Below are 25,068 nucleotides of genomic sequence, written 5' to 3'. Positions count from 1 at the left end.
AGTCTCCTCATAATGCTTTACGCAATTCAGCCACTTTATCTAAACGTTCCCAAGGAAAAGTTTCACGCCCGTAATGGCCATAAGTTGCTGTTTGTCTATAGATTGGCCGAAGTAAATCATGATATTCAATAATGCCTTGTGGTGTTAAATCAAAATGGGTATTGACTAATTCAATGATTTCATTATCTTTTAACCGGCCTGTACCAAATGTTTCCACAAAAATTGATGTAGGTTCAGCAACACCAATAGCATAGGAAATTTGCAATTCACATTTATCGGCTAAGCCTGCAGCTACTATATTCTTAGCAACATGTCGTGCTGCATATGCCGCTGAACGATCAACCTTTGAAGGATCTTTACCGGAGAAACATCCTCCTCCATGCCTGGCCATACCACCATAAGTATCCACAATAATTTTACGCCCTGTTAATCCACAATCCCCTAAAGGCCCCCCAATAACAAAACGACCTGTTGGATTGATGAAATAACGAGTTCGTCGGGTCAACCACTCAACAGGTAAGGTCGTATTAATTATTTCTTCACGCACTGCTTCAATTAAATCATTATGACTAATTTCTGCTGCATGTTGGGTTGAGAAGACAACTGTATCTACTTCAACAGGTATCCCGTGCTCGTATTTTAAAGTTAATTGGCATTTGGCATCTGGCCGCAACCAAGGTAAAGCACCTGATTTACGTAAATAGGATTGTTTCTCCATTAACCGGTGTGCATAGGCAATAGGAGCGGGCATATATACATCTGTCTCACGACTCGCATATCCAAACATTAAACCTTGATCTCCAGCCCCAAGAATTTTAGTTTCTTTATTATCGACACCTTGGGCAATGTCAGGAGATTGTTTCCCTATTGCAGACAGTACCGCACATGACTCCCAGTCAAACCCCATTTGTGAGCTGTTATAACCTATATCTTTAACTACTTGTCGTGTGACTGCCTCTACATCTACCCATGCTTTAGTAGTGATTTCACCACCAACCAATACCATACCTGTTTTAACAAAAACCTCGCATGCCACCCGTGCATTTGGATCTTGCATTAAAATAGCATCTAGAATTGCATCAGAAATTTGATCAGCTATCTTGTCCGGATGTCCCTCGGAAACCGATTCTGAAGTAAAGACATGACTTTCATTCATTGTTAATCCTCTTTAAATTTGTATTCGTATATCATTGGCTTTCCAGATCCCTATCCACTTTCCACAGATCACACTTAGAATCGTGATGAAACAAAAGGACAGCCACTTTTAGCTCATTAGCTGAATAAATTCATTAAATATTATTTCTATATCATGTGGGCCAGGGCTAGCCTCTGGATGTCCTTGGAAACCTAAAGCAGGCTTCTCTTTATGTCTAATACCTTGTAATGTATTATCAAATAAAGAACGATGGGTTATGGCAAGACAATCTGGCAAACTCTCTTCATCCACTGCAAAACCATGATTTTGGCTGGTTATAAAGACACGCTTTTTACCTTCGGTTTCAATAACAGGATGATTTGCACCGTGATGGCCAAATTTCATTTTTTTAGTCACACCGCCACATGCTAAAGCTAAAATTTGAAAACCAAGACAGATACCAAATAAGGGTATATTGTGTTCTAAAAATTCTTGAGTTGCACGAATAGCATAATCACAAGCTTGTGGATCACCAGGACCATTCGATAAGAATATACCATCAGGATCCATTGCCATAACTTCAGCTGCTGAGGTTCTAGCAGGCACTAAAGTCAAATGACAGCCTTTGTCATATAAGATACGTAAAATGTTGTGCTTGACGCCAAAATCATAAGCAACCACATGAAATTGTTGTGGTTGAGAATTTTTTCCCCATTCACCCAAACCAACATGCCAACGCTCTATTGTTTTTCTGGAAACTTCAAGTGCCAAATCCACACCTTGTAAACCAGAAAATGATTTGGCCTTTGTCAAAACCAATTCAGGATTGTCGACATCAGTACTTATACAAGCCCCCAATGCTCCCTTTTCACGCAAACGCAAGGTCAAATCACGGGTGTCAATATCTGCAATTCCTACCACTCCATTTTTTTTGAGCCAATCTTGTAGCGATTGTTCAGCACGGTAATTGCTGTGAAGTATAGATGCATTACGGATGACTAAACCTGAGGCCCAAACCTTATTAGATTCCATATCCTCATGATTGCATCCTGTATTTCCGATATGAGCTGTAGTTAAAGTGATGATTTGTCGTGCATACGAGGGATCAGTAAGCATCTCTTGGTAACCAGTTAGCGATGTATTAAAAACCAACTCGCCAACACAATCACCTGACGCCCCTATTGAAATACCTTTATAAATAGTGCCATCGGCTAATGCTAAAATTGCTGGTTGGTTCATCATGGATCTACTCTAAGTTGTTTATAATGACTTTTAATTTCAGCCTGAGTGACAGATTACATCATCAAATCGATGCTAATCACTCAAGCTCAAAAAATGCACATAAAGATAAATGCCAGCAATTGTAACTTACTTATTTTAAAATTTCATGTCTTCAAAGAACTTTTTCACACCAGCAAACCAGGAATTAGAGCGTGGAGAATGATTTCCTTTAGCATTCTCAAGTGATTCATGGAATTTTGTTAATAATTCTTTTTGCTCACGGGATAAATTTACGGGAGTTTCTACAACTACTTTACATAATAAATCGCCTTGGCCATGTCCGCGTACAGATTTCATTCCTTTACCCCTTAAGCGAAATACCTTACTCGTTTGCGTTTCTTGAGGAATCTTTAGCGTGACTCGTCCTTCAAGCGTAGGAACTTCTATAGAGCCTCCCAAAGCTGCGGTGATGAAACTTATTGGCACTTCACAATGCAAATCATTTTCATGTCGTTCAAATATGGTATGTTTTTTTATACTAACCTGTACATAAAGATCACCTGGTCCACCTCCATGCATTCCAGCCTCACCTTCACCACTTAAGCGTACTCTATCACCATTATCAACACCCGGTGGAATTTTGACGGTAAGTTTTTTACTTTCACGGATTCGACCTTGACCATGGCAACTTGAGCATGGATCAGAAATAGTTTTTCCTTCTCCATGACAATGAGGACAAGTTTGTTGAATGGAGAAAAAACCTTGCTGGATTCTTACCTGTCCGACTCCATTACATGTTTCGCATGTCTTTGGTTGAGTTCCTGCTTTTGCACCAGAACCATTGCATACAGTACAAGTACCATGTCTTGGAACAGTAATTTGTACTTCTTTACCTAAAGCAGCCTCTTCTAAAGTTAATTGCACATTAAATTGCAAATCCGCACCACGTTGGCCACGTGATTGTCGACCTGAGGCTCGTCCACCTGAAAAAATATTTTCAAAAATATCTTCGAAGACATCACCAAAACCACCAAATCCTCCAAAGCCGCCAGGACCACCTCGCATAGAAGGATCAACACCCGCATGACCGAACTGGTCATAAGCAGCTCGCTTTTGTGGATCGGATAAAACACTGTAAGCGCTTTGAATTTCTTTAAATTTTTCTTCTGCTTCAGAATCGCCAGGATTACGATCTGGGTGATACTTCATTGCCAACTTGCGATATGCTTTTTTAATTTCGGCATCACTGGCAGTTCGACTTACTTCTAAAAGTTCATAATAATCCCGCTTTTCCATAACCACTCACAAAATTTAAAAATTAATAGGCTTCATAGTCTAGATTTTTCTAACAGTATGAAACAATAAAGTCTCTATCATTATGTTAAAATTGTTCCCGCGGCAAAACGGGAGCCCATTTATAAATGTTAGCACAATGTACTATAAGAAAATGGGATCTCGCCTGTACGGGAAAAAAATTGCTCTTAACATAATGGCCACGAACAGTAACGTAACCCAAGAAATGAGCATTCATTTCTCAAGTTACGTTTTGCTTCAACTAGGATAGAATACCCAGGCTATCATATAGTACGTTAGAACCAATTACTTCTTATCGTCTTTTACTTCCTCAAACTCAGCATCGACAACACTTTCATCCGTTTTGGCTGATTCATGTGCTTGTGTTTGTGCCTGTTCCTGATGTGCTTGTCCTTGCCCTGCCTGTCCTTCAGATGCTTTTTTAGCATAAACTCGTTCAGCCATTTTTGCAGATGCATCACTTAACACTTTTAATTTGTCTTCAATTTTTGCTTTATCTGTACCCTGAATTGCTTCTTTTAATTCAGCAATAGCAGTTTCTATACCTTTTTTCTCATCATCAGTAAGCTCTGTTGCTAGATCTTTCATAGATTTTTCACAACTGTGGATTAAGCTATCTGCCTGATTACGAAGATCCGCCATTTCCTTAAATTTTTTATCTTCTTCTGCGTGCGATTTAGCATCTTTAATCATGGCATCAACTTCTTCATCGCTCAAACCACTAGATGCTTTAATGACAATTGATTGAGCCTTACCTGTAGCTTTATCTTTTGCAGAAACATTAAGAATACCATTTGCATCGATATCAAAAGTAACCTCAATTTGCGGAACCCCACGTGGCGCAGCAGGAATATCACTTAAATCGAATCGTCCTAAAGATTTATTCGCTGACGCTTGCTCTCTTTCCCCTTGTAGCACGTGTACAGTAACCGCTGTTTGATTGTCATCCGCAGTAGAGAATACTTGTGCTGTTTTGGTTGGGATAGTAGTATTTTTTTCAATGAGTTTAGTCATAATACCACCCATCGTTTCAATACCTAAAGACAAAGGAGTAACGTCAAGCAATAAAATATCTTTCACTTCACCAGATAATACTGCGGCTTGAATCGCAGCACCTACAGCAACAGCTTCATCTGGATTCACGTCTTTACGTGGCTCTTTACCAAAAAACTCTTCTACTGTTTTTTGAACTAAAGGCATACGTGTTTGACCACCAACTAAAATAACTTCATTAATTTGTGACACGGTTAAACCTGCATCTTTTAGTGCAGTTTTACAAGGTTCTATGGTACGTTCAACCAGTTTTTCGACTAAAGATTCTAATTTAGCACGGGTCAACTTAATATTTAAATGTTTTGGTCCAGAAGCATCTGCCGTAATATAAGGCAAGTTAACATCCGTTTGCTGTGACGAAGAAAGTTCAATTTTAGCCTTTTCAGCAGCATCTTTGAGCCGTTGCAATGCTAATGGATCACTATGTAAATCGATGCCTGAATCTTTTTTGAATTCAGAAGCAAGGTAATCAATCAATGCCAAATCAAAATCCTCACCTCCTAAGAAAGTATCACCATTAGTAGCTAATACTTCAAATTGGTGTTCACCATCAACTTCAGCAATTTCAATGATAGAAACATCAAAAGTACCACCACCAAGGTCATATACAGCAATGACTGAATCGCCACGCTTTTTGTCCATACCATAAGCAAGAGCTGCAGCAGTAGGCTCGTTAATGATACGTTTTACTTCAAGACCAGCGATACGACCAGCATCTTTAGTTGCTTGGCGTTGTGAATCATTAAAGTAAGCAGGTACGGTAATCACCGCTTCTTTAACTTCTTCACCCAGATAGTCTTCTGCTGTCTTCTTCATCTTACTCAATACTTCAGCAGAAATCTGCGGTGGCGCTTTATCTTGATTTTTCACGCAAACCCACGCATCACCATTATCTGCCTTGACAATCTTGTAAGGAACCATTTTGATATCTTTTTGAACAACCGCATCATCAAAACGACGGCCAATTAATCGTTTAATTGCAAACAAAGTATTATCTGGATTGGTCACTGCCTGGCGCTTCGCAGATTGCCCAACTAATACCTCACCATCATCTGTAAATGCAACGATGGAAGGGGTCGTACGGTGACCTTCACTATTTTCAATTACTTTAGGTTTATCACCTTCCATCACAGCAACGCATGAGTTGGTGGTACCCAAGTCTATTCCTATAATCTTTGCCATTCTATTTCTTGCTCCAAAGTAGTAATTTTTTTGCGATATTTCTTATATGGGTATTACGTGCCAAATTTCAACCCACTAACCTCATAATTTATTTTTTCGATACAACAACGCGTGCCGGTCTAATCACACGATCGCTTAATTTGTACCCCTTTTGGAATACAGCTAATACGGTATTGGGTTCAACATCCGGAGCATTTTGCATCGACATCGCTTCATGTAATTGTGGATCAAATGGAGTACCAATAGGGTCAATTTGTTGCACTTCAAATTTTTGTAATGCATCAACAAAAAGTTTCAGTGTCAATTCCAAGCCTTCACGCATCGATGCATCTTCTGCTTTTATAGCCAGTTGCAAGGCTTGCTCTAAGCTGTCAATTACAGGCAATAAAGAAGAAATCAATTTCTCAACGCCATAGCGATGGGCATTAGCTATTTCTCGTTCCGCCCTGCGACGAAAATTATCCAATTCAGCTTGAGCACGTACGGCCTTTTCCCAACTCTCATGAGCTTGCTGTTCGGTAAGAGTGAGTTTTTCGCTCAATTCAACATAACTTGGATGCTCTAAAGACGCCTCCTGAGGTTCAAGTGAGTCCAAAGCGACCTCAAGACCTTCTTTTTCTGAATCTTGAGACTGCGGTTCTTCATTTAAATGTTTTTCTTTAAATTGGTGCCAATCTTTTTTGTCTTTCTTACTCATGCAAATACTCCTGATTTACCAGAATTAATGTCCATAGACTAGATAATCCCATACATCATATCCCTGGTATTCGAAAATTAATGTTAGGATTTAACGGACCTAACTAACGTAATTCGACACCAAAAACATGGAAGCTGCCTTTGATGCATTCACGTTATCCCGTAACGCTTTTCCCTAGCAATTCTGGGCGTCGCATTGATAGGGATGCCAATTCTAAATAAAAGCGGTTCGATACACAAAGTATCGTTTTTTTATAACGAACCTACTTTAAGTAAGGCGAACCATGGAAATGGGGTCAGCATCATAAAATTTCAAGCCCTTATTTCTTAAAAAATGTTTGCTTGCAGTATATGTTCATTTATTCCATACTTAGACTTAAAAAAATCACCTAGGTTTATCTATGCAAAAGTGGTCGCCTATATCCTGGCTTCAGTATTCTTATCTACAGGCTGCAACATATGCTGACGAAAAAAAATTAAATAAAGTTGTGGAACAGTTAAGCTTATTACCCCCATTAGTAACAAGCAGCGAAATTAAAAATCTAAAAAGAGAAATTGCTCGCGCTGGGCGTGGTGATGCATTTATTCTTCAAGGTGGTGATTGCGCTGAATCATTTAACGATTGTCGTGCAGAGATCATCAGTAACAAGCTAAAAATTATATTACAAATGAGTTTAATTTTGTTACATGGGTTGCGCAAACCAATTATTCGTGTTGGACGAATTGCGGGACAGTATGCAAAACCACGTTCTTCTGATTATGAAACAATTAATGGTATTACATTGCCTAGCTATCGTGGCGATCTTGTTAATTCTCCTGAATTTACGCCCCAAGCAAGGGAACCCAATCCCAAACTATTATTGCAAGCCTACAACTGTTCAGCGGTTACTTTAAATTATATTCGTAGTTTGCTTGACAGTGGATTTGCTAGCCTTAATCATCCTCAACAATGGGATTTAGGTTTTGTAGAACACTCAAAACAGAAGGAAGAATATCAAACATTGGTAAAATCAATAGCTGATGCTTTGGAGTTTTTAGATACCATAGATGGAATACAATCGAGTAATTTATCCAAAGTAGATTTCTATACTTCTCATGAAGCCCTGCACTTGCATTATGAACAGGCTTTAACACGAAAGATGGACGATGGATTATGGTATAACCTTTCAACACATTTACCATGGATAGGTATGCGTACGGCACAGATTGATAGTGCTCATTTAGAGTTTTTGCGGGGTGTTGAAAATCCTATTGGCATCAAAATTGGACCGGGAGCTACTCCAGAATGGTTGGAAGAAGTACTAAATAGAGCTAATCCACAACGGGAGGAAGGACGACTTTTGTTGTTTACCCGCTTAGGGGTTCGTCATATAGAAAAACTGCTTCCTCCTCTTATAGATGCAGTAAAGAAAACGAAGATTCCAGTAACATGGTCTTGTGATCCTATGCATGGAAATACAGAAACGACTTCCGATGGAATTAAAACCCGTCATTTTGACAATATCCTTTTGGAATTAAAACAAGCGTGGGAAATTCATCGTAGTATGGGTAGTTACTTAGGTGGTGTTCATTTTGAGCTTACGGGTGATAATGTTACCGAATGTATTGGCGGAGCTCGTGGATTAGCTGCAGGCGATCTGAAAACTGCATATCATAGCTTGGTCGATCCGCGTTTAAACTACGAACAATCAATAGAAATGGCAATTCAATTGAGCCGACAATTTAGAAAAAATTAAATGTATGGGCTTCAATTAGCCCCATATTAACCCCTATGGAAACCATAAAGTTCTTGCAGCCTAGTTGAAATGAAGTAAAACGCTTGAGATTTTTCAAATCTTAACTGGCTTGTTTATGTACTGCAGTCTCTGTAATTACTTACAAGCCCTATCGCTCCTATCACCAAAAGTATAAGCAAGTATTTTACTCGTGTAATGATTCAGAGCAGGCGATAACCAACGTTGATTTGATTTATCACATAAAAAAGCCCATGGCTCATTTAACTTCAGTGCACCAGGTAACAGTAAAACAGGTTATTTCCCTAATTTTCTTTTAGTGGATAACCGTTTTTTCTAATTGACCTCGAGACGATTTCAGGCTTTATAGTACTAAGCGAATTGAATCGTCTTGCCACAATCAGAAAACTGACGCTGGTATCGTTGCTCGCCAAGCTCAGATTTTCAGTGTTTGACTCCTTTAACACTAGTGCGTTCAACACAACTCACTTCAATAATCGTCACACCCCCACCCCCCAAAAATGTCGAATATTAATACATCAACAGTTTAAGAGCATTACTCTCTTCAGCATTCCTTAAGAAAGATGTCACATTTTCTTAAGAATAACTAATTAAAATATACATTAAAGACTGCATAAGAGATTGAACATGAGAGATAAAATAATAGACGACGAATTGCAAGCTGACGGGTTTGATGGGTTTGTTCTCGACGATCCAGTACCTCAGAGAGAAATTGATAAGACGAAGTTTGTCTATCGTCCTGAAACAAATTGGGAAGTAAATAACGGGATGAACTCCTCTCGTTTACATAAATTATACAGTTTATTTTTTGATGAAAAATCGGCTTTTAATCTGGGTGACGATGTTACTGTAACTGGAAAAAGTCCTTTAGAAGGCGCTTACAATTTACAGGCTAAAAACAGCGACCAACAAATTTTTTTATTCAGGCCGGATGGTGGTAATATTGCATACTATGATGCTGACTCGAAATCGGAAGCAGGTTGGCTCGATGACCAGCTTACAAAAAGTTTGGCAGAAATTACAGCGTTTTGTGCGACAACATCAAAACCCACCACGTTGGTAATTCCTTGTGTAGAGATGCCTACCAATTTAAGTAAAGGAGTTCAGCATCAAATATTGCTTACTTTTAATTATGATCCAATTAAGAAACAACTAACGCCTACAATATATGATTCCATAGGACGAGATACTTATGCCGAATCATTTTCATTTTATTTTAAATCAAAATCCAGATCGACTTGTGATGATATTTTAAATCAAAGTATTAAGAAAGCAGCTAAAGAGGTTGATTCTTCTCTTATTGTTAGTGATCTTAATCGAATTGCCTATAATCATCAAAATCGCCTTACTGAAGGTAATTGTGGCTCTTATACATTCAGAACAATTAAAGAGGTTGTTTCCTCGGCGGCTCAAGGTATTGCTGTCAAAATTCCAGGTTCGGGCTATATTACTTCGGACAGTTACTTGACCGCGCCCCACGTTCAGCAAATTCAAGAGTGTATCAAGTATCGAACTTTGGGTTTTATTGAGATTGAGCGCACAATGAACGAAGGGAGTGCTCCTCCTACTGATCTCTCAGAGTTCATCTCTGCACTGGAAGTTTATGGTCAATTACGAGCGCAGCAGCCTGAAAAAGGGATGTTAAATTTTGTGGGTTACAGCAAACTAACCAAACTAGCGGCTGTTGAATTGTTAACCGGTATTTTAAAAGACATTAATGACGGGAAAGAGATAAGTGAGTCACAATATATAAAATTAAAGGAGCAAACCCCCTGTTTAATGGATTCTACTTTAGGCAGTTTGGTGAAGTTTCATCTTAAAAACTTAGGCGCTGAATCCCTGGAGACACTGGTTATGCCTCATATGAAACTGGATTTCGTACTCATCGAAGAAGATCTATTCGATGTTCCAGAGATTACTGGGACAGATCTTGCTACAAATCGACAAGCTCCGGTGAGTGAAGATGCCCTGCAACGACAACAACAAATGAGAGAGGGTGTTGCCGATATTCGTCGTGAAAATGAAGCTGCCACAGATTTAACGGAGCGTGTAGTAGTAACCACTAAGGTATGAGCGCTACTTGAATGCAGACTGATTAAATAAGGGTGATACTCTAAAAATGTTGATGGTGTCATATTCGACATTTTTTGGAGTGTGACTGAGTGGCGATTATTGAAGTGAGCTGTGTTGAACGCACTAGTGTTAAAGGAGTCAAATACGGAATATCTCAACCTGGCGAGCAACGATACCAGCGTCAGTTTTCTGATTGTGGCAAGACGATTCAATTCGCTTAGTACTATAAAGCCTGAAATCGTCTCGAGGTCAATTAGAAAAAACGGTTATCCACTAAAAGAAAATTAGGGAAATAACCTGTTTTACTGTTACCTGGTGCACTGAAGTTAAATGAGCCATGGGCTTTTTTATGTGATAAATCAAATCAACGTTATTTACGATGGCCTGATACGAATCATTACACGAGTGAAATACTTGCTGATACGTTTGGTGATAGGACCGATGAGACTTAAAAGTAATTACAGAGACAGCTTGCGCGATTTAAGATAACCCACTATTTCACTGACAGGCAGGGAGCTTGTCAGCGTTCCTTGCCTTATGGGCAACATGAAGAAGGCAAGCGTAATACACAAAAGATAGAACGTAAATTTTTGACTTTTCGCACACGAATTAAATGATTAGCCGGAAACAATTCGTTTTTCTTAATCTGAATTGATGCATGATCCCGTGATCAGGTTTGTTCATTAATCAATTTGAGTCCGGCACAAAAACCTGATCAACACATTTGATGCGCTATTTACCAGTCAACTAATCAACGATGATAATTAGGGCTGTATTCATGGACCGCCTCAATCATCGCAGCAACGTGTTCTGGCGGCACATCTGGGGTAATGCCATGCCCAAGATTAAACACATGCCCACTCCCGTGTCCGAAAGAAGCCAACACTTTTTTAACTTGCTCATGAATGCATTGCTTTGAAGTGAGTAATACGGAGGGATCTAAATTTCCTTGTAGCGCTACTTTATCACCAACTCTTCGTCGTGCGTCACTCAAATCGCAAGTCCAATCGATACCTAAGGCATCACACCCAGTAACCAACATTTTTTCCAACCACTGCCCCCCCCCCTTAGTAAATAAAATCACAGGTACATCAGGAGCATGATTTTTTATTTGTTGCACAATTTGCTGCATGTAATGTAAAGAGAAATTTTGATAATTTTCTGGGGTTAAGATCCCTCCCCAGGTATCAAAAAGCATCACCGCATTAACACCTGCGTTAATTTGCTCACAAAGATAGTCTGCAACTGATAGCGCTAATTTATTTAATAACAGATGTGCTGCTTCGCTGTTGGTATAGATTAAATGCAAAATACGTTTAAAATCCCTACTACTCCTGCCTTCAACCATATAACACGCTAAAGTCCAAGGGCTACCTGCAAAACCTATCAGAGGCAGCTCTTTTGGCATTTCTTTACGAATTAAACGCACTGCATTCATCACATACGCTAAAGAATCTAAATCAGGCACTTGAAGATTGGTAATTGCTTGTATCTCCTGGATAGGCCGTTCAAAACAAGGCCCCTCTCCTTCGGCAAAATACAAACCCAATCCCATAGCATCAGGAATAGTTAATATATCAGAAAACAAAATAGCAGCGTCTAAAGAATAACGGCGTAAAGGTTGCAGCGTCACTTCACAGGCAAGCTCTGGATTTTTACACAGGCTTAAAAAATCACCCGCTTGAGCCCTTGTTTGCCGATATTCAGGTAAATAACGACCCGCTTGACGCATCATCCATACTGGTGTTCGTTCAACCGGTAGGCGTCTTAACGCACGTAGAAACAAAGATTGATTTAGATCGTACATTGTTTGCCTCAATATCCTAAAAATGGGGTAATAGTAACATACTTATTCTGATCTACTCCAAATTATGGAGTAGACCATTATTGACTATTGATGCAATCAGAAACACAATGCGCAATCTTATATCTATTTTGGAGATTTATTATGGGATTAGTTCAAAATTCATCGCTGTCTATTGGTGAAGATTACCCTCAGAATACAGGAAGATTAAAAAAAGTGTTTGGAAATTCACAAGGGAAAATACAAAAAGTTGCTTTAATGGGAGACTCAACTATAGATAATGGTTACTGGGTAGATACAAAGATACCTTATGCCGAAAAATCGCATACTGTAACTCATCAAACTGCTTTAGCACTTGCGAACAATAGCCAATCAGGTTCTTATTATATTGGAAATTTTGCTGTAGATGGAGCGACCACCACTGATGTCATGCGCTACTGCCGATTAGATAAGGTTCTCCCAACGGATGCAGATCATACTGGTTCGAGGGTACACCAACTTGAAGCAGTTACCGAATGGAAACCTGATATTGCTGTATTAAGTGTAGCCGGCAATAATTACCGTGAGGCTCTGGCTTATACGTTAAGAAATCAAATAAATTATCCCAAACTTCTTTTAAGAATAACTCCAAAATCAGCCAAATCAATTATTAATTCAGCGTTTCAGCAAGTAAAAGAAAAAATATTGCTTGATTATAAAAAGATTATCGACCAGTTAGTGGAGCAAAATCCCCAACTCAGTCGTATCGTGTTATTATCTCAATATTATCCTTCAATTACCGAATTTACTCCTTATTTTATTTATACTGGTTTTTCTCATCTCGCACGATCAGAAGGAAGGAATCAAGGACCATTTCCAGTAGTTGAAGAAACCATGAATGAACTTTATCGAGAAATTTTAGCCTACGCGATAACTAAAGGAAAAGAAATTGTCTTTGTTGATGTAACCTCGTCCTTAAATCCTTTAGGTGGAAAACATTCACATCAAATTGAACCCAATGAGCAAGGTTCTGTCATTATGGGACGCTTAATTGCCAACGCAGTTCATTACCATTTTCCAAAACAAGAGGCTGAAGAAGATAAGAAAAGCATTGCGAGACTTTATCTGAATGCAGACGAAAAACATATCCAATCACAAATGATGCAAGAACAGGAGATTAATAAATTTACTGTTAAAAGAATAACTCAATTTATCAGCGAAAATCGATACCGTCATCTAGGTTTGTTATTTTCACCGTCTTCAAGCTTGGGAGCGCGTTATGAAGGAGCTTATCATGCCATTATGGGAAAACAATTTGATGCTGAATACAAAGGATTATTCGCTTTCGGCTTACTTGATTTGAGTTTAATAACAGTTATGGCTTCATATCTATGGCGTGTTGCAGTAAATGAAAACGTTCATAGCTCATTTCGAATGATGGCAGGCACTGTTGCCGCCCCTGTTTTATTAGGTAAAATGGTTCTTGGCTTATCATTAATGCTCACGCTTGCTTTACCTATTCTTGGATATCATAAAGCAGTGAATCTTGTTACCAATCCCAGTGTCCCCAAAAATAAAGATGAACTCCTTCCAGAAACAGATGGATTAGTTCCAGCGCTCCACTAAACTGTTCAACACAAAAGGCATGAAAATGCCTATTGTTATCGTTGTTTCTTTATTCCCTAGGGAAATCACTCTATACAGAGAGCTATTAATTTAGATAAAATATAAAAAAACTACTTTTACAAAAAAAATGGATACCTTAAACATAAAAGCCCTCAATGTCAGTACAAAAATTGGCGTGTATGAATGGGAACAACGTATTAATCAGCACTTATTAATTGATATCAGCATTGATACTGATTTCAGTGCTTGCGATGAAGATTTGACTAAGACCATAGATTATGAAACTCTTTGTGCGCAAGTTACTCTATACGTAGAGTCAAAATCATTTCAATTAATTGAAACAGTTGCCAATGAAGTAGCCACTCTAATTCAAGAACAATTTAAAATAACGCACCTTACAATAGGCGTAAGCAAACCACATGCAATAAAAAATGCAGAAAATATTCAGGTGATTGTGCGTCGTTAATCAAACTAACGAACATATAAAAAGCAACCATGTATGTTAGTGAATACATCAGTTCAGCTCGCTATTCATGTACGAATCCGAAATTGAGTACGTCTATTAGCCACTCTATTTATCACGCATTAATTTACCCAAACTGAGCAATTAATGAATTCAAATCGAATTTACAATATAATATTGTCCCAGGATTTAAATGATTTACTCAAATTTCTTTAAATCATTGCAACTTATCTTCTCCTTAAGGACAGAAGGAGAACTGGTATTCTACCTAGTTTTTATGAATAAACGGGGTTGTTGCTGAGATAAGCATATATAGAAGGTCTTTATGTCAGCGAAGAGATGCTATCCGTTGATACAGCATGCAATTTCTTGGATCTATGTCTTAAGAAGAAATAATCTTCACAAAAAATCGGGAACAGAATTAGCCCAGGCTTTAGCATCCATTCCACAAGGAATAGCTACACTTGATTTAAGCGAAAATGATTGGCAAAAGACCCCAGATGAGTTGACACTGATTTTTAAAGCAATACCTCAAAATGTTGCGACTGTGTCTTTATCGGTTAACGAGTTAAATCAAATGAGTCCAGAACAAATTAAAGCCATTCAAACGCACTATTCTTGCACTGAGCAAATTATTTTGGTTGATACTGAAGATAATAATCGCAACTTAGTTTAAGACTCTAGTCTAGGACCCGTGCCAGATTACTGGATCTTTCAGACAAGCCGAGGGACATAGATTGAGGCAAAAACTTTAACTTAGTGCCCTCCGCTTCTTCAGCATCATATTCACGTAACCTGTACTCAAAGCTACCCTGTCATCAAGAGGACAAGCAGACCCTGTGCAGATACCCAATCATCCACCAGTAGTAATCATCCCATTCAGACGTTCATTCCGAGCTAAATTGACTTGGGCTTGTTGGGCAAGCCCCCGATTAGAATATGGGCCAACTACCACTCGAAACCAATTGCCTTTAGAAGGGTGACTCACTGGAATGATGTACACACTAAACCCTTTGAGAATCAATGCACCTTTCATGTGCTCTGCATCTTGTCGAGCTTTGAACGAGGCCACTTGCACTAAGTAATTTCCTCTTTCCACAGGAACAGAGGCAGGTTTACCTGCAATAGCTCTCGCAGGAGCTGAGGGTTGCGATGCTTGAGATGGATTCAACTTTACCTGGGGTGGAGTAGATGCTGCTGTAACCGCATTTGAAACAGAAACTGTGGCCGTAGAGGCTGCAGTAACCGCTGTAGTAGCCGGATTTGTATTTGCAGCAGAAGTAGTTTGAGTAGCTGTTGTTGCATTATTGGGCTGCGATCCTGACGATTTATCATTAGCAAGTAAGGTATAAAACTCAAACTTAGGTTTAGGTGGAATCACTGCTTGTTTTGGTGTTTCAGGTTTAGCTGATTCTTTTTTTGCATCATGGTGAGCCAAGACTTGAGTATTTACCCAATGCATTATGGTGTCAAAATCAAAAAAAGAAGCAGCCAAATAACCCAATAAAAAAATAACCGTAATCAATAAAAAATGGTGCGATGCACCACCGCGCGATCTTGAAGAACGTTTATTATTATATTCTCTTGCCATCACATACTCTCAGGAGCGGATACGCCCAATAAACCTAACCCATTGTATATTACCTGACGTACTGCTTCGAGCAAACAAAGACGAGCACATCGTAATTGTTCTTGCTCACACAGAAGTGGAACCGCATTATAATAGCTATGCAAGCCATTGGCTACTTCACGCAAATAGTAAGCTACTTGATGAGGTTCGCAATGCACAGCAGCTAATTCCACTACTTCAGGATAACGACTTATTAATGAAATTAAATGAGTTTCATGCTCTTGCTCTAATAAGTCAAGATGTTTAAGTCCCATTGCTTGATCCCAAAATAACCCCCTCTCCTTCAATTGCCTTAATACAGAACATATTCTTGCATGTGCATATTGAATGTAATAAACCGGATTATCATTAGATTCTGATTTAGCTAAATCTAAATCAAAGTCCATATGTTGTTCTGATTTACGCGCTACATAAAAAAAGCGGGCTGCATCATTGCCAACTTCTTGGCGTAGTTCCCTTAAAGTTACAAAAGATCCACTTCGAGTGGACATTTGTACCCGTTCAACACCACGATACAAAATAGCAAATTGCACCAAGAGCACATCAAGCGTGCTTTCATCATGGCCCAAAGCTTTAACAACGGCACGTAAACGAGTGATATAACCATGGTGATCAGCACCAAAAATATCAATGATACGATCATAACCTCTATCATATTTATTCCAATGATACGCTACATCTGAAGCAAAATAAGTTGTATGACCATTAGCACGAACCAAAACACGGTCTTTTTCATCACCAAAATCCGTAGCTCTAAACCAAAGCGCGCCCTCCTTTTCGAAAGTATGGCCACTGTCTTTTAGTGCTTGAATGCCTTTTTGAATTGAACCATCCTCAAATAATGATTGTTCTGAGAACCAGTTATCATATTTCACCCCAAATTCAGCGAGATCGTCTTGGATATCCTCCAAAACCGTATTTAGGGCATGTTGATGAAATAATGAAAAAACAGGCATGCTCAACAGTATTTTCATACGCGCTACTAAAGCATCGATATAAATTTCTTTATCACCACCATGAGGTTCATCAAGAGGTAAACCCTCGATGACTGTAGCCCAAGGGTGAACATATTCTCTATTATGCTTTAGCCAAAGTTCTTGTGCAATTTCTGAAACATAATCGCCTTTGTAAGCATTTGCTGGAATCGCAACAGGTTCACCAGAAAGTTCCAGATAGCGTAACCACACACTAGCAGCAAGGATGTTCATTTGCCGTCCAGCATCATTGACATAATATTCTACAGTCACATCATAGCCAGCGGCTTTGAGTACATTTCCTAATGTAGCGCCAAATGCTGCCCCTCTGCCATGCCCTACATGTAATGGTCCTGTAGGATTGGCAGAAACAAATTCAACCAATACTTTTTGATTTTTTCCAATAGTACTGCAACCGAAACGATTACCTTTTTCCAATGCTTCTGCGATAATTTTTGAGCGAGAATTACTGTGTATAAAAAAATTGATAAATCCTGCCCCTGCGATTTCTATCTTTTCCACAACAGGATCAGCAGGAATTGCTTTTACCAAAAGTTCTGCTATTTTACGTGGAGATTGGCGGCAAGGCTTTGCCAAAACTAAAGCCAGATTACTGGCATAATCCCCATGAGCTGAGTCTTTTGCACGATCAATTTTAATTTCAACATCCAAATTGTCAGGCATTTCACCTGATTTTTGTAATGAAATTAACGCGTGTTTTAAAAGCTGCTCTACCGTATGTTTCATAGTGCCTAATTTTCCATCAAAAAAATGATGCTATTATGCGCTTTTTTGTACTCTATGAAAAGACTTTAATATACTTCACATAAAGACACGCTAAATCTAAAGAACTTCAAATTGTTAGCTCATAAACTATGCGGTACACTTAAATATAACTTTTAACATTCTTAACCCAGTGTTATCTAATTCATGTGAATCATTAACGGGTATAGGCCCTACACTTGCAGCGAAATTGGCTAAATGCGGCATCCATTCCGTACGCGATCTGCTTTTTCACTTGCCTTATCGCTACCAGGATAGAACTCGAATCACCCCCCTCCAAGATTTACAACCCAATACCTGGTGTGTTATTGCTGGAGAAGTATGCAAAACTGAAATTAAACCAGGCAAGCGAGCTATGTTGCATTGCTATGTTCAAGACAAAACAGGTGTAATAAAGCTGCAGTTTTTTCATTTTAACAAAAATCAAATTAAAAATTTAAATAACAGTGTAATGATTCATGCTTTTGGCGAGGTGCGTGAATTCAACAACACATGGACTATGACTCATCCTGAATATCAATTATTCGAAGATGAAAATCAATGCCATGTCCATGAAACTTTAACCCCTATTTATCCCAGTACCCAAGGCTTAAGCCAAACCCGGTTAAGGCAATTAGTCCTCGTCGCCCTAAAAAGCAGTGAACACGAGTTACAACAATTAGAGTGGATGAGTGATGCGGAATTAAAGGCAAATAATTTTTATCATCTTGGGGAGGCGATTAGATTACTCCACAACCCACCTCCTGATATCTCATTACAGGCTCTTGAGAGTGGGCAACATCCGGCATTGAAACGATTGGCTTTTGATGAATTATTAGCGCAACGATTAAGCATGCAATTTGCCAGAGAATCACGTAGTACCCTGCATGCAACTCCATTACCGCGAGATCATCACTTAAACAACAGATTCCTAAGTGCCCTTCCTTTTACTTTGACTCAAGCACAACAAAGGGTAGCCGAAGAAATCAACCTGGATTTAATGCAAAAAAAACCAATGCTGCGTTTAGTACAAGGCGATGTTGGCGCAGGAAAAACAATTATTGCGGCTCTTGCAGCATTACAAGCCATAGCCAATGGTAAACAAGTTGCTTTTATGGCACCTACTGATTTACTGAGTGAACAACATGCCAGCAATTTTATGCGCTGGCTTGAGCCTTTGGGCATTAAAATATTAAGATTAACTGGGAAAATGAAAGCAAGCGAAAGACGTCATGCATTGAGCGCTCTTGCTGACAACAGCTGCCAACTTATTATTGGTACCCATGCATTATTTCAAGAGGCAGTTCATTTTTCACACCTGGGTTTAGTCATTATTGATGAACAACATCGATTTGGTGTAGAACAACGATTACTTTTACAGCAAAAAGGACAGCACGAACAACGAGTTCCTCATCAGCTACTGATGACTGCCACGCCTATTCCAAGAACACTTTCCATGAGTTATTTGGCGCATCTAGATATTTCCATTATCGATGAATTACCTCCTGGACGTATCCCCATTACAACTGCTGTATTAAACCAAAATAAACGAGAAACAGTAATTGAACGATTACTCGTTGCACTCTCTACTGGTCGACAAATCTATTGGGTATGCACCCTTATTGAAGAATCCGAAAAATTGCAATGCATGGCAGCAACAGAAACAGCACATACCTTACAAGAACAACTCCCTGCTGCTCGTATAGGCCTGATCCATGGGCGTATGAAACCATTAGAAAAAGAAGCAACCATGGCTGCATTTAAAAATGGTGAAATCAATTTACTGGTAGCCACCACCGTTATTGAAGTCGGGGTTGATGTCCCCAATGCAAGTTTAATGATCATAGAAAATGCGGAGCGTTTAGGTCTATCACAACTCCATCAATTACGTGGTCGTGTGGGAAGAGGGAATACCCAATCTCATTGTCTTTTGCTCTATCAATCTCCTTTATCCCAGCAGAGTACAGAACGTTTAAAAATTATGCGCGCAACCAATGATGGGTTTATTATTGCTGAGAAAGATTTGGAATTAAGAGGGGCTGGGGAAATTTTAGGAACAAAACAAACGGGATATCGTCAATTTAAAATCGCAAACATCCAGCGGGATCATTCATTACTGCCTCTTTTGCCTTCTCTAGCTCAAAAACTAATACGCCATACCCCTGAAATCGCTCGTGATATCACACAACGTTGGTTAGGGAATTTTGAACAGTTTCTGCAAGGATAAAATATTTTTAAAAATGTATTAGTCAAGACTGTTTTTTATTTTTTTCTTTGTTAATATACTCAAGCCTATTTCTTCAATTCTCTTCTTTTTTTGTGGATAACTTTTCTGTTTCAAACAGCTTGAACAAAAATTAAATCGATTTTTTATTCAAAAGCACTTGTTTTATAAGGATTTTAAGTTCTTTCTCATATATTTTCAAAAAATGAGTTATCCACAAAATCTGTGGATAACTCTGTGTACAGAACGTTTAAGATCTTGTGAAATATGTTCCCATCATATCTGTTTTAGATCTTATCAACGTGTTTCTAAAAAATTAACCTCTTCCGAAACTTGTTATAGAGATACAAAAAAATCTCTAACCATGTTTAAATATCGATAAAAATGACTGATTTTGGATAAATAAAACTCGATCCAATCAAATTTTTATCGATTTGAATTATAGTAGGTTAAATTGACATGGAGCAGTTCTAAATAAAAACCGTTTGCTATAAGAAATTAACTTATTATTATATCAAGCTCACATTAGTAAACATTAAAATGATTCAACATGACAGATACCAGCAAGCAAAAAGAGTAACCCTTTTAGGGGCTATTGCAAATGCCCTTCTTGGCATTGTTAAACTCATTGGTGGATATTTCTTCCACTCCCATGCATTAGTAGCTGATGGGGTTCATTCTTTTTCTGATCTCATCACTGATGCGATGGTTTTATTCGCTTCTAAATATGGGAGTCTTGATGCGGATGCCAGCCATCCCTATGGACATCAACGTATCGAAACAGCTGCAACTTTACTCTTAGCTCTTTTACTTGTTTTGGCAGGTGTTGGTATCGCCTGGGATTCATTATATGACCTGCTCAAATCGAACTATATCAAACCCAGTTGGTTATCGCTTCCAGTGATTTGCATTTCGATTATGAGTAATGAACTTTTATTTCATTACACCTTATATATTGGAAAACGTATCAATTCCAAGTTAATTACCGCCAATGCCTGGCATCATCGTTCCGATGCTGCATCTTCTCTTGTTGTTTTGGTAGGATTAATTGGCAGTTTATGGGGATTTAGTTCTCTAGATGCCATAGCAGCCATAATTGTAGGTTTTATGATTATTAAAATGGGTTGTGATTATGCCTGGAATAGCGCTAAAGAATTAGTCGATACAGCCGTCGCCCCAGATTTATTAGCACAAATTGAGCAAGTGATCCAAAATGTGGATGGAGTTGAAAAAATACATCAATTACGCAGCCGGTCTATGGGTGAAAACGTATTAATTGACGTACACATTTTAGTATCACCTAAAATATCAGTCTCTGAAGGACATTATATTGCCCAACATGTACACCATGCATTAACAGAGCAGATTGAAAGTGTTAAAGATGTAATAGTTCATGTTGATCCAGAAGATGATGAACGCTTTTGTCCTTCGTTACATCTGCCCAGCAGAAAAGAATTATATGAACAGTTACTTCATGAAATTCACCGAGATTTTCCCCAAATACTATTTTGGAATTTGCACTATTTAGATGGAAAGCTTGAGATAGATATGGTTTGTAAGAAACACTTTACGCAATGGCAAGAGTTACATGAAAGAGCACTACAAGTATTGAAATTACAAACTGATGTTGTAGAAGTTCGCTTATTTAGCTTGCATGAAATCATGCATCACAACTAAACTATTGTGTTTGGCTTGATGTAGCCTGAATGCAGTAAAGATGAATGAATACCGATTTTACTTTGTGTTTAGGTTGTATTTCTTTTCTTAGATATAGAAATAGGATAAGTAATGGTGTCCGCTACCAGTTTAAAAATATTTTTTGCCTTTTCCATTTTTATAGTTATTTTAATGGCAGGCTGGTATCCCTTTAGAAAACGAATTAAAGATGATAAACATATTGATTTTCCTATAGGGGAAACATTAGCTACAGGAGTATTCTTAGGAGCCGGATTATTACATATGCTCCCCGACGCAAATTCTTTATTCATTAAAATGGGATACAACTATCCTTTTGCGTTTATCATCACCGGTACTGTATTTCTTATTTTCCTATGGTTTGAACACCTGGGCAAAGAACTTTATCATCATAATAGTGCGACACATCCAGCATTTGCTATTTTAGCGTGGGGAATGCTCTCTGTTCACTCGATTATGCTTGGAGCTGCATTAGGGATAGCACACCATAATTCAATGATTATTATGATTTTTCTTGCAATAATTACCCATAAGTGGGCAGAAAGTTTTGCAATCGCGGTGCAATTAAATAAAAGTTCAATGAGTATGAATACGAGTCTCGTCTTTTTTCTATTATTCAGCTTTATGACACCTCTAGGGATTTATCTAGGTTGGTATTTTGGCCAAGGGGTAGAAACCAACTCCATATTTGATCCAATATTAATCGCCTCATCTGCAGGTACATTTCTTTATTTGGGAACATTACATGGCTTGGAGCGATGTGTTATGGTCGAGCGTTGTTGTAATCTTAAAGATTTTAGTTTTGTGATTATAGGCTTTTCACTGATGGCTTTGGTAGCTATTTATGTCTAAACTCTTACAACAAGAATCAATAATTCTCGCCTCAGCCTCATCAATTCGCTTACAACTCCTGCAATCGCTCGGTATTGAATTCTCGGTCATCCCCGCTCGTTGTGATGAAGAAGCTATCAAAGCGAACTTTGATTCAGAAAATACACTTAATTTAGGGTACACTTTGGCAGCAAGCAAGGCGTTGGAGGTGAGTCAATCACATCCACAGGATTTTATTATTGCGGCAGATCAATTGTGCATATATGAAAAATCAATTCTCAATAAACCCTTAAATCACCAAACTGCAATCGAACATTTACGTTTGTTAAGTGGAAAAACACATCAACAAATCGCATGTCTTTGCATTGCCAAAAACAATGAAATACTTTGGCAACATCATGAAATAGCCTATTTAACCTTGCACCATTTAAGCGAACAAACAATTGAAGTCTATCTGCAAAGTGAAAAACCTTATCATAGTTGCGGTGCTTATCACTATGAAACTCAAGGTAAATGGTTATTTAAAGAGGTCCAAGGCAGTGAAGATACCATCTTAGGATTACCTTTGCGTCCTCTTGTCGAAATTTTAATGCAGCTTGGGGCAGTACGTTTTACTTAAAACAATACAAAAACTTTTAATACAAATAGGATACAATATGCAAATAACCAAAATTCAAGCACGTGAAATTTTAGATTCTCGTGGTAATCCTACTGTTGAGGCAGATGTTATTTTAAAAAATGGTACTCAAGGCAGAGCCAGCGTTCCCTCTGGGGCTTCAACTGGAAGCCGTGAAGCGTGTGAACTTCGAGATAACGATCCGAAACGTTATCATGGGAAAGGCGTGCAACAAGCTATAGCACATATAAATCATGAGATCAATCAAGCCTTACATCTTTGTTCTATTGAAAATCAAGAAGCCTTAGATAATCAGTTATGTCAATTAGATGGCACAGAAAATAAATCACGTCTAGGCGCCAATGCCATTCTTGCGGTATCACTTGCTGCTGCAAGAGCACGAGCCAACGCACACAACTTACCCTTGTATGCGGCCCTAAATCAAGGTGAAAAAATGTGCATGCCAGTCCCAATGATGAATATTTTAAACGGAGGGGCTCATGCTGATAACAACGTAGATATTCAAGAATTTATGATAATGCCTGTGGGAGCTCCTGATTTCCCTACCGCATTACAGATGGGAGCTGAAATTTTTCATGGGTTAAAAGACGTACTCAAGAAACAAAGCTTAAATACTGCTGTAGGTGATGAAGGCGGTTTTGCACCTAATATTCGCTCCAATCGCCAAGCACTCGATCTGCTTTGTGAAGCGATTGACAAAGCTGGCTTTAAATTAGGAGATGAGATAGTACTGGCTCTAGATGTCGCGGCTTCTGAACTTTACAAGCAGGAAATGTATCATATGGCTTCAGAAAATCAAAAATTCAACTCAATGCAACTTATTGATTATTATGCAAATCTTGTTGCAAATTATCCCATAGTGAGTATTGAGGATGGCTTGGATGAAAAAGATTGGATGGGATGGAAGCATTTAACCGAGCAATTAGGCGATAAAATTCAATTAGTAGGTGATGACGTGTTTGTAACTAACCCTAAAATACTCCAAGAAGGCATCACTCAAAAAGTAGCCAACGCGATTCTTATTAAAGTAAATCAGATAGGAACACTAAGCGAAACACGACAAACAATCCAATTAGCACATCAAAATGGATATCGTTGTGTCATGTCACACCGCTCTGGAGAAACAGAGGACACGTTTATTGCCGATTTGGCAGTAGCCACAGGCTGTGGTCAAATTAAAACAGGATCACTTTGTCGTACTGACCGTATTGCCAAATACAATCAACTCTTACGGATTAATGAAGTTGCAGTATTACCCTATGCGGGAAAAGCCATATTGAAAAAATAGGGATCGCAAACTTAACCAATTTGGTTTGCCTGGCGAAGAATCGCTATCACAATTGTGATAGCGATAACATGATAACCTATAAAAAACCACATATCTCGCAGTAACGTTGGTGAACCTTCGTCATTGATACTTAAATTTTGAAATTAGTCTTTATTTCCGCATCAATTTGATGCAACATGAAATGCTGGCTTTATGTAATGAGTTATTGCAATTGGTTCTTACTGGAAAATATCCCTAATTTTACTGTATTTTGAAGGAACAATCATGTCAGTGTCCCATCTACGATATCTTGACACAGCTATAGAAGAAGCACGCCGAAGTGTTGCTCAGGGAGGAATACCCATAGGTGCCGTACTTGTTTATAAAGACAGGATTATTGGACGTGGACATAATCAGAGGGTTCAAAAGGGCAGCACCATATTACATGGTGAAATGGACGCAATAGAAAATGCGGGTAGACAGAAAGCTAAAGTTTATGAGCAATCCATTTTATACACTACCCTTTCTCCTTGCGCCATGTGCAGCGGAGCCATCCTTCTTTATAAAATCCCTTATGTGGTGATTGGAGAAAATCAAACCTTTATGGGTGAAGAAACGCTATTAAAATCACGTGGTGTCAAACTTGAAGTATTACAAAACGATGAATGTATCACCATGATGCGAGACTTCATTACTCAAAATAGTAAACTATGGAGTGAGGACATAGGAGAATAATTTAGTGTCCTGT

At 38.6% G+C, this 25,068-nt stretch carries 20 protein-coding genes and 1 pseudogene; 12 read left to right on the top strand and 9 right to left on the bottom strand.

Annotation, left to right across the window (positions count from 1 at the left end):
* Positions 1-7: 7 nt before the first annotated feature.
* The 5 genes from metK to grpE form a co-directional block, all read right to left on the bottom strand.
* Positions 8-1,156, bottom strand: coding sequence for a methionine adenosyltransferase (gene metK, locus EKG34_RS02695; protein ID WP_003635763.1), 1,149 nt, complete (start codon positions 1,154-1,156; stop codon positions 8-10).
* 108 nt (positions 1,157-1,264) lie between these two features.
* Positions 1,265-2,377, bottom strand: a complete 1,113-nt coding sequence (gene carA / locus EKG34_RS02690) for a glutamine-hydrolyzing carbamoyl-phosphate synthase small subunit (protein ID WP_003635762.1) — start codon at positions 2,375-2,377, stop codon at positions 1,265-1,267.
* Between the two features lie 135 nt (positions 2,378-2,512).
* Positions 2,513-3,652 carry a molecular chaperone DnaJ gene (gene dnaJ, locus EKG34_RS02685; RefSeq protein WP_003635761.1) on the bottom strand — a complete coding sequence of 380 codons (1,140 nt, stop codon included), beginning with the start codon at positions 3,650-3,652 and terminating at the stop codon, positions 2,513-2,515.
* A 303-nt stretch (positions 3,653-3,955) separates the two neighbouring features.
* Positions 3,956-5,905, bottom strand: coding sequence for a molecular chaperone DnaK (gene dnaK, locus EKG34_RS02680; RefSeq protein ID WP_003635760.1), 1,950 nt, complete (start codon positions 5,903-5,905; stop codon positions 3,956-3,958).
* 88 nt (positions 5,906-5,993) lie between these two features.
* Entirely contained in the window at positions 5,994-6,602 is a 609-nt protein-coding gene (gene grpE, locus EKG34_RS02675) for a nucleotide exchange factor GrpE (RefSeq protein ID WP_003635759.1), read from the bottom strand.
* Between the two features lie 400 nt (positions 6,603-7,002).
* Here grpE and EKG34_RS02670 point away from each other — a divergent pair, with 400 nt between their 5' ends.
* The gene (locus EKG34_RS02670; protein WP_003635757.1) at positions 7,003-8,337 is read left to right on the top strand and encodes a 3-deoxy-7-phosphoheptulonate synthase class II; all 1,335 of its coding nucleotides are present in this window, start codon (positions 7,003-7,005) and stop codon (positions 8,335-8,337) included.
* Between the two features lie 135 nt (positions 8,338-8,472).
* Here the strand turns inward: EKG34_RS02670 and EKG34_RS18940 are convergent, their stop codons facing one another.
* Entirely contained in the window at positions 8,473-8,607 is a 135-nt protein-coding gene (locus tag EKG34_RS18940; RefSeq protein ID WP_223800148.1) for an IS1 family transposase, read from the bottom strand.
* A gap of 375 nt (positions 8,608-8,982) precedes the next feature.
* On the opposite strand from EKG34_RS18940, the gene EKG34_RS02660 reads away from it, so the two are divergent.
* Positions 8,983-10,428 (top strand): hypothetical protein, encoded by a 1,446-nt coding sequence (locus EKG34_RS02660; protein ID WP_041819127.1) that lies wholly within the window; start codon positions 8,983-8,985, stop codon positions 10,426-10,428.
* A 305-nt stretch (positions 10,429-10,733) separates the two neighbouring features.
* A pseudogene (locus EKG34_RS18935) lies at positions 10,734-11,045 on the top strand (IS1 family transposase).
* A gap of 134 nt (positions 11,046-11,179) precedes the next feature.
* On the opposite strand, the gene hemE reads toward EKG34_RS18935, so the two are convergent.
* A complete protein-coding gene (hemE, locus tag EKG34_RS02645) occupies positions 11,180-12,235 on the bottom strand; it encodes a uroporphyrinogen decarboxylase (RefSeq protein WP_003635743.1) in 1,056 nt (351 codons plus the stop codon).
* Between the two features lie 141 nt (positions 12,236-12,376).
* Between hemE and EKG34_RS02640 the strand changes: the two genes are divergently transcribed.
* The 3 genes from EKG34_RS02640 (at position 12,377) to EKG34_RS02630 (ending at position 14,976) form a co-directional block, all read left to right on the top strand.
* The gene (locus tag EKG34_RS02640) at positions 12,377-13,837 is read left to right on the top strand and encodes an SGNH/GDSL hydrolase family protein (protein ID WP_003635742.1); all 1,461 of its coding nucleotides are present in this window, start codon (positions 12,377-12,379) and stop codon (positions 13,835-13,837) included.
* Positions 13,838-13,964: 127 nt separating this feature from the next.
* The gene (gene folB / locus EKG34_RS02635) at positions 13,965-14,303 is read left to right on the top strand and encodes a dihydroneopterin aldolase (RefSeq protein WP_003635739.1); all 339 of its coding nucleotides are present in this window, start codon (positions 13,965-13,967) and stop codon (positions 14,301-14,303) included.
* Between the two features lie 322 nt (positions 14,304-14,625).
* On the top strand, positions 14,626-14,976 hold the full coding sequence (locus tag EKG34_RS02630; RefSeq protein WP_012979320.1) for a hypothetical protein: 351 nt from the start codon (positions 14,626-14,628) through the stop codon (positions 14,974-14,976).
* A gap of 177 nt (positions 14,977-15,153) precedes the next feature.
* On the opposite strand, the gene EKG34_RS02625 is transcribed toward EKG34_RS02630, so the two are convergent.
* Together EKG34_RS02625 and argS are read right to left on the bottom strand one after the other, a co-directional pair.
* Positions 15,154-15,891: an SPOR domain-containing protein gene (locus EKG34_RS02625; protein WP_003635736.1), complete on the bottom strand. Its 738-nt coding sequence runs from the start codon at positions 15,889-15,891 to the stop codon at positions 15,154-15,156.
* Complete coding sequence (argS, locus tag EKG34_RS02620; protein ID WP_003635734.1) at positions 15,891-17,651, bottom strand: arginine--tRNA ligase; 1,761 nt, start codon at positions 17,649-17,651, stop codon at positions 15,891-15,893. Before argS ends, EKG34_RS02625 begins: the two co-directional genes overlap by 1 nt.
* Positions 17,652-17,820: 169 nt before the next feature.
* On the opposite strand from argS, the gene recG reads away from it, so the two are divergent.
* The 6 genes from recG to EKG34_RS02590 all read left to right on the top strand — a co-directional run bounded on the left by recG (position 17,821) and on the right by EKG34_RS02590 (position 25,055).
* Positions 17,821-19,893, top strand: a complete 2,073-nt coding sequence (gene recG / locus EKG34_RS02615; RefSeq protein ID WP_003635732.1) for an ATP-dependent DNA helicase RecG — start codon at positions 17,821-17,823, stop codon at positions 19,891-19,893.
* Positions 19,894-20,430: 537 nt separating this feature from the next.
* Positions 20,431-21,567 carry a cation diffusion facilitator family transporter gene (locus EKG34_RS02610; RefSeq protein WP_003635731.1) on the top strand — a complete coding sequence of 379 codons (1,137 nt, stop codon included), beginning with the start codon at positions 20,431-20,433 and terminating at the stop codon, positions 21,565-21,567.
* A gap of 111 nt (positions 21,568-21,678) precedes the next feature.
* Positions 21,679-22,437 carry a ZIP family metal transporter gene (locus EKG34_RS02605; protein WP_003635729.1) on the top strand — a complete coding sequence of 253 codons (759 nt, stop codon included), beginning with the start codon at positions 21,679-21,681 and terminating at the stop codon, positions 22,435-22,437.
* Positions 22,430-23,035, top strand: a complete 606-nt coding sequence (locus tag EKG34_RS02600) for a Maf family protein (protein WP_003635728.1) — start codon at positions 22,430-22,432, stop codon at positions 23,033-23,035. Before EKG34_RS02605 ends, EKG34_RS02600 begins: the two co-directional genes overlap by 8 nt.
* 37 nt (positions 23,036-23,072) lie before the next feature.
* Entirely contained in the window at positions 23,073-24,341 is a 1,269-nt protein-coding gene (eno, locus tag EKG34_RS02595) for a phosphopyruvate hydratase (protein ID WP_003635726.1), read from the top strand.
* 264 nt (positions 24,342-24,605) lie between these two features.
* Entirely contained in the window at positions 24,606-25,055 is a 450-nt protein-coding gene (locus tag EKG34_RS02590) for a nucleoside deaminase (protein WP_003635724.1), read from the top strand.
* The last annotated feature ends 13 nt before the right edge of the window (positions 25,056-25,068 follow it).

Source organism: Legionella longbeachae, assembly GCF_004283175.1.
Taxonomy (GTDB): domain Bacteria; phylum Pseudomonadota; class Gammaproteobacteria; order Legionellales; family Legionellaceae; genus Legionella; species Legionella longbeachae.
Note: the sequence above shows the minus strand (reverse complement) of the source record. Positions and strands in the feature narration are given on the sequence as shown.

Bases quoted from the DNA above. Each gene is read 5' to 3' on its own strand.
- metK (WP_003635763.1), bottom strand. From the start codon at position 1,156: ATGAATGAAAGTCATGTCTTTACTTCAGAATCGGTTTCCGAGGGACAT.
- carA (WP_003635762.1), bottom strand. From the start codon at position 2,377: ATGATGAACCAACCAGCAATTTTAGCATTAGCCGATGGCACTATTTAT.
- dnaJ (WP_003635761.1), bottom strand. From the start codon at position 3,652: ATGGAAAAGCGGGATTATTATGAACTTTTAGAAGTAAGTCGAACTGCC.
- dnaK (WP_003635760.1), bottom strand. From the start codon at position 5,905: ATGGCAAAGATTATAGGAATAGACTTGGGTACCACCAACTCATGCGTT.
- grpE (WP_003635759.1), bottom strand. From the start codon at position 6,602: ATGAGTAAGAAAGACAAAAAAGATTGGCACCAATTTAAAGAAAAACAT.
- EKG34_RS02670 (WP_003635757.1), top strand. From the start codon at position 7,003: ATGCAAAAGTGGTCGCCTATATCCTGGCTTCAGTATTCTTATCTACAG.
- EKG34_RS02660 (WP_041819127.1), top strand. From the start codon at position 8,983: ATGAGAGATAAAATAATAGACGACGAATTGCAAGCTGACGGGTTTGAT.
- hemE (WP_003635743.1), bottom strand. From the start codon at position 12,235: ATGTACGATCTAAATCAATCTTTGTTTCTACGTGCGTTAAGACGCCTA.
- EKG34_RS02640 (WP_003635742.1), top strand. From the start codon at position 12,377: ATGGGATTAGTTCAAAATTCATCGCTGTCTATTGGTGAAGATTACCCT.
- folB (WP_003635739.1), top strand. From the start codon at position 13,965: ATGGATACCTTAAACATAAAAGCCCTCAATGTCAGTACAAAAATTGGC.
- EKG34_RS02630 (WP_012979320.1), top strand. From the start codon at position 14,626: ATGTCAGCGAAGAGATGCTATCCGTTGATACAGCATGCAATTTCTTGG.
- EKG34_RS02625 (WP_003635736.1), bottom strand. From the start codon at position 15,891: ATGGCAAGAGAATATAATAATAAACGTTCTTCAAGATCGCGCGGTGGT.
- argS (WP_003635734.1), bottom strand. From the start codon at position 17,651: ATGAAACATACGGTAGAGCAGCTTTTAAAACACGCGTTAATTTCATTA.
- EKG34_RS02610 (WP_003635731.1), top strand. From the start codon at position 20,431: ATGATTCAACATGACAGATACCAGCAAGCAAAAAGAGTAACCCTTTTA.
- EKG34_RS02605 (WP_003635729.1), top strand. From the start codon at position 21,679: ATGGTGTCCGCTACCAGTTTAAAAATATTTTTTGCCTTTTCCATTTTT.
- EKG34_RS02600 (WP_003635728.1), top strand. From the start codon at position 22,430: ATGTCTAAACTCTTACAACAAGAATCAATAATTCTCGCCTCAGCCTCA.
- eno (WP_003635726.1), top strand. From the start codon at position 23,073: ATGCAAATAACCAAAATTCAAGCACGTGAAATTTTAGATTCTCGTGGT.
- EKG34_RS02590 (WP_003635724.1), top strand. From the start codon at position 24,606: ATGTCAGTGTCCCATCTACGATATCTTGACACAGCTATAGAAGAAGCA.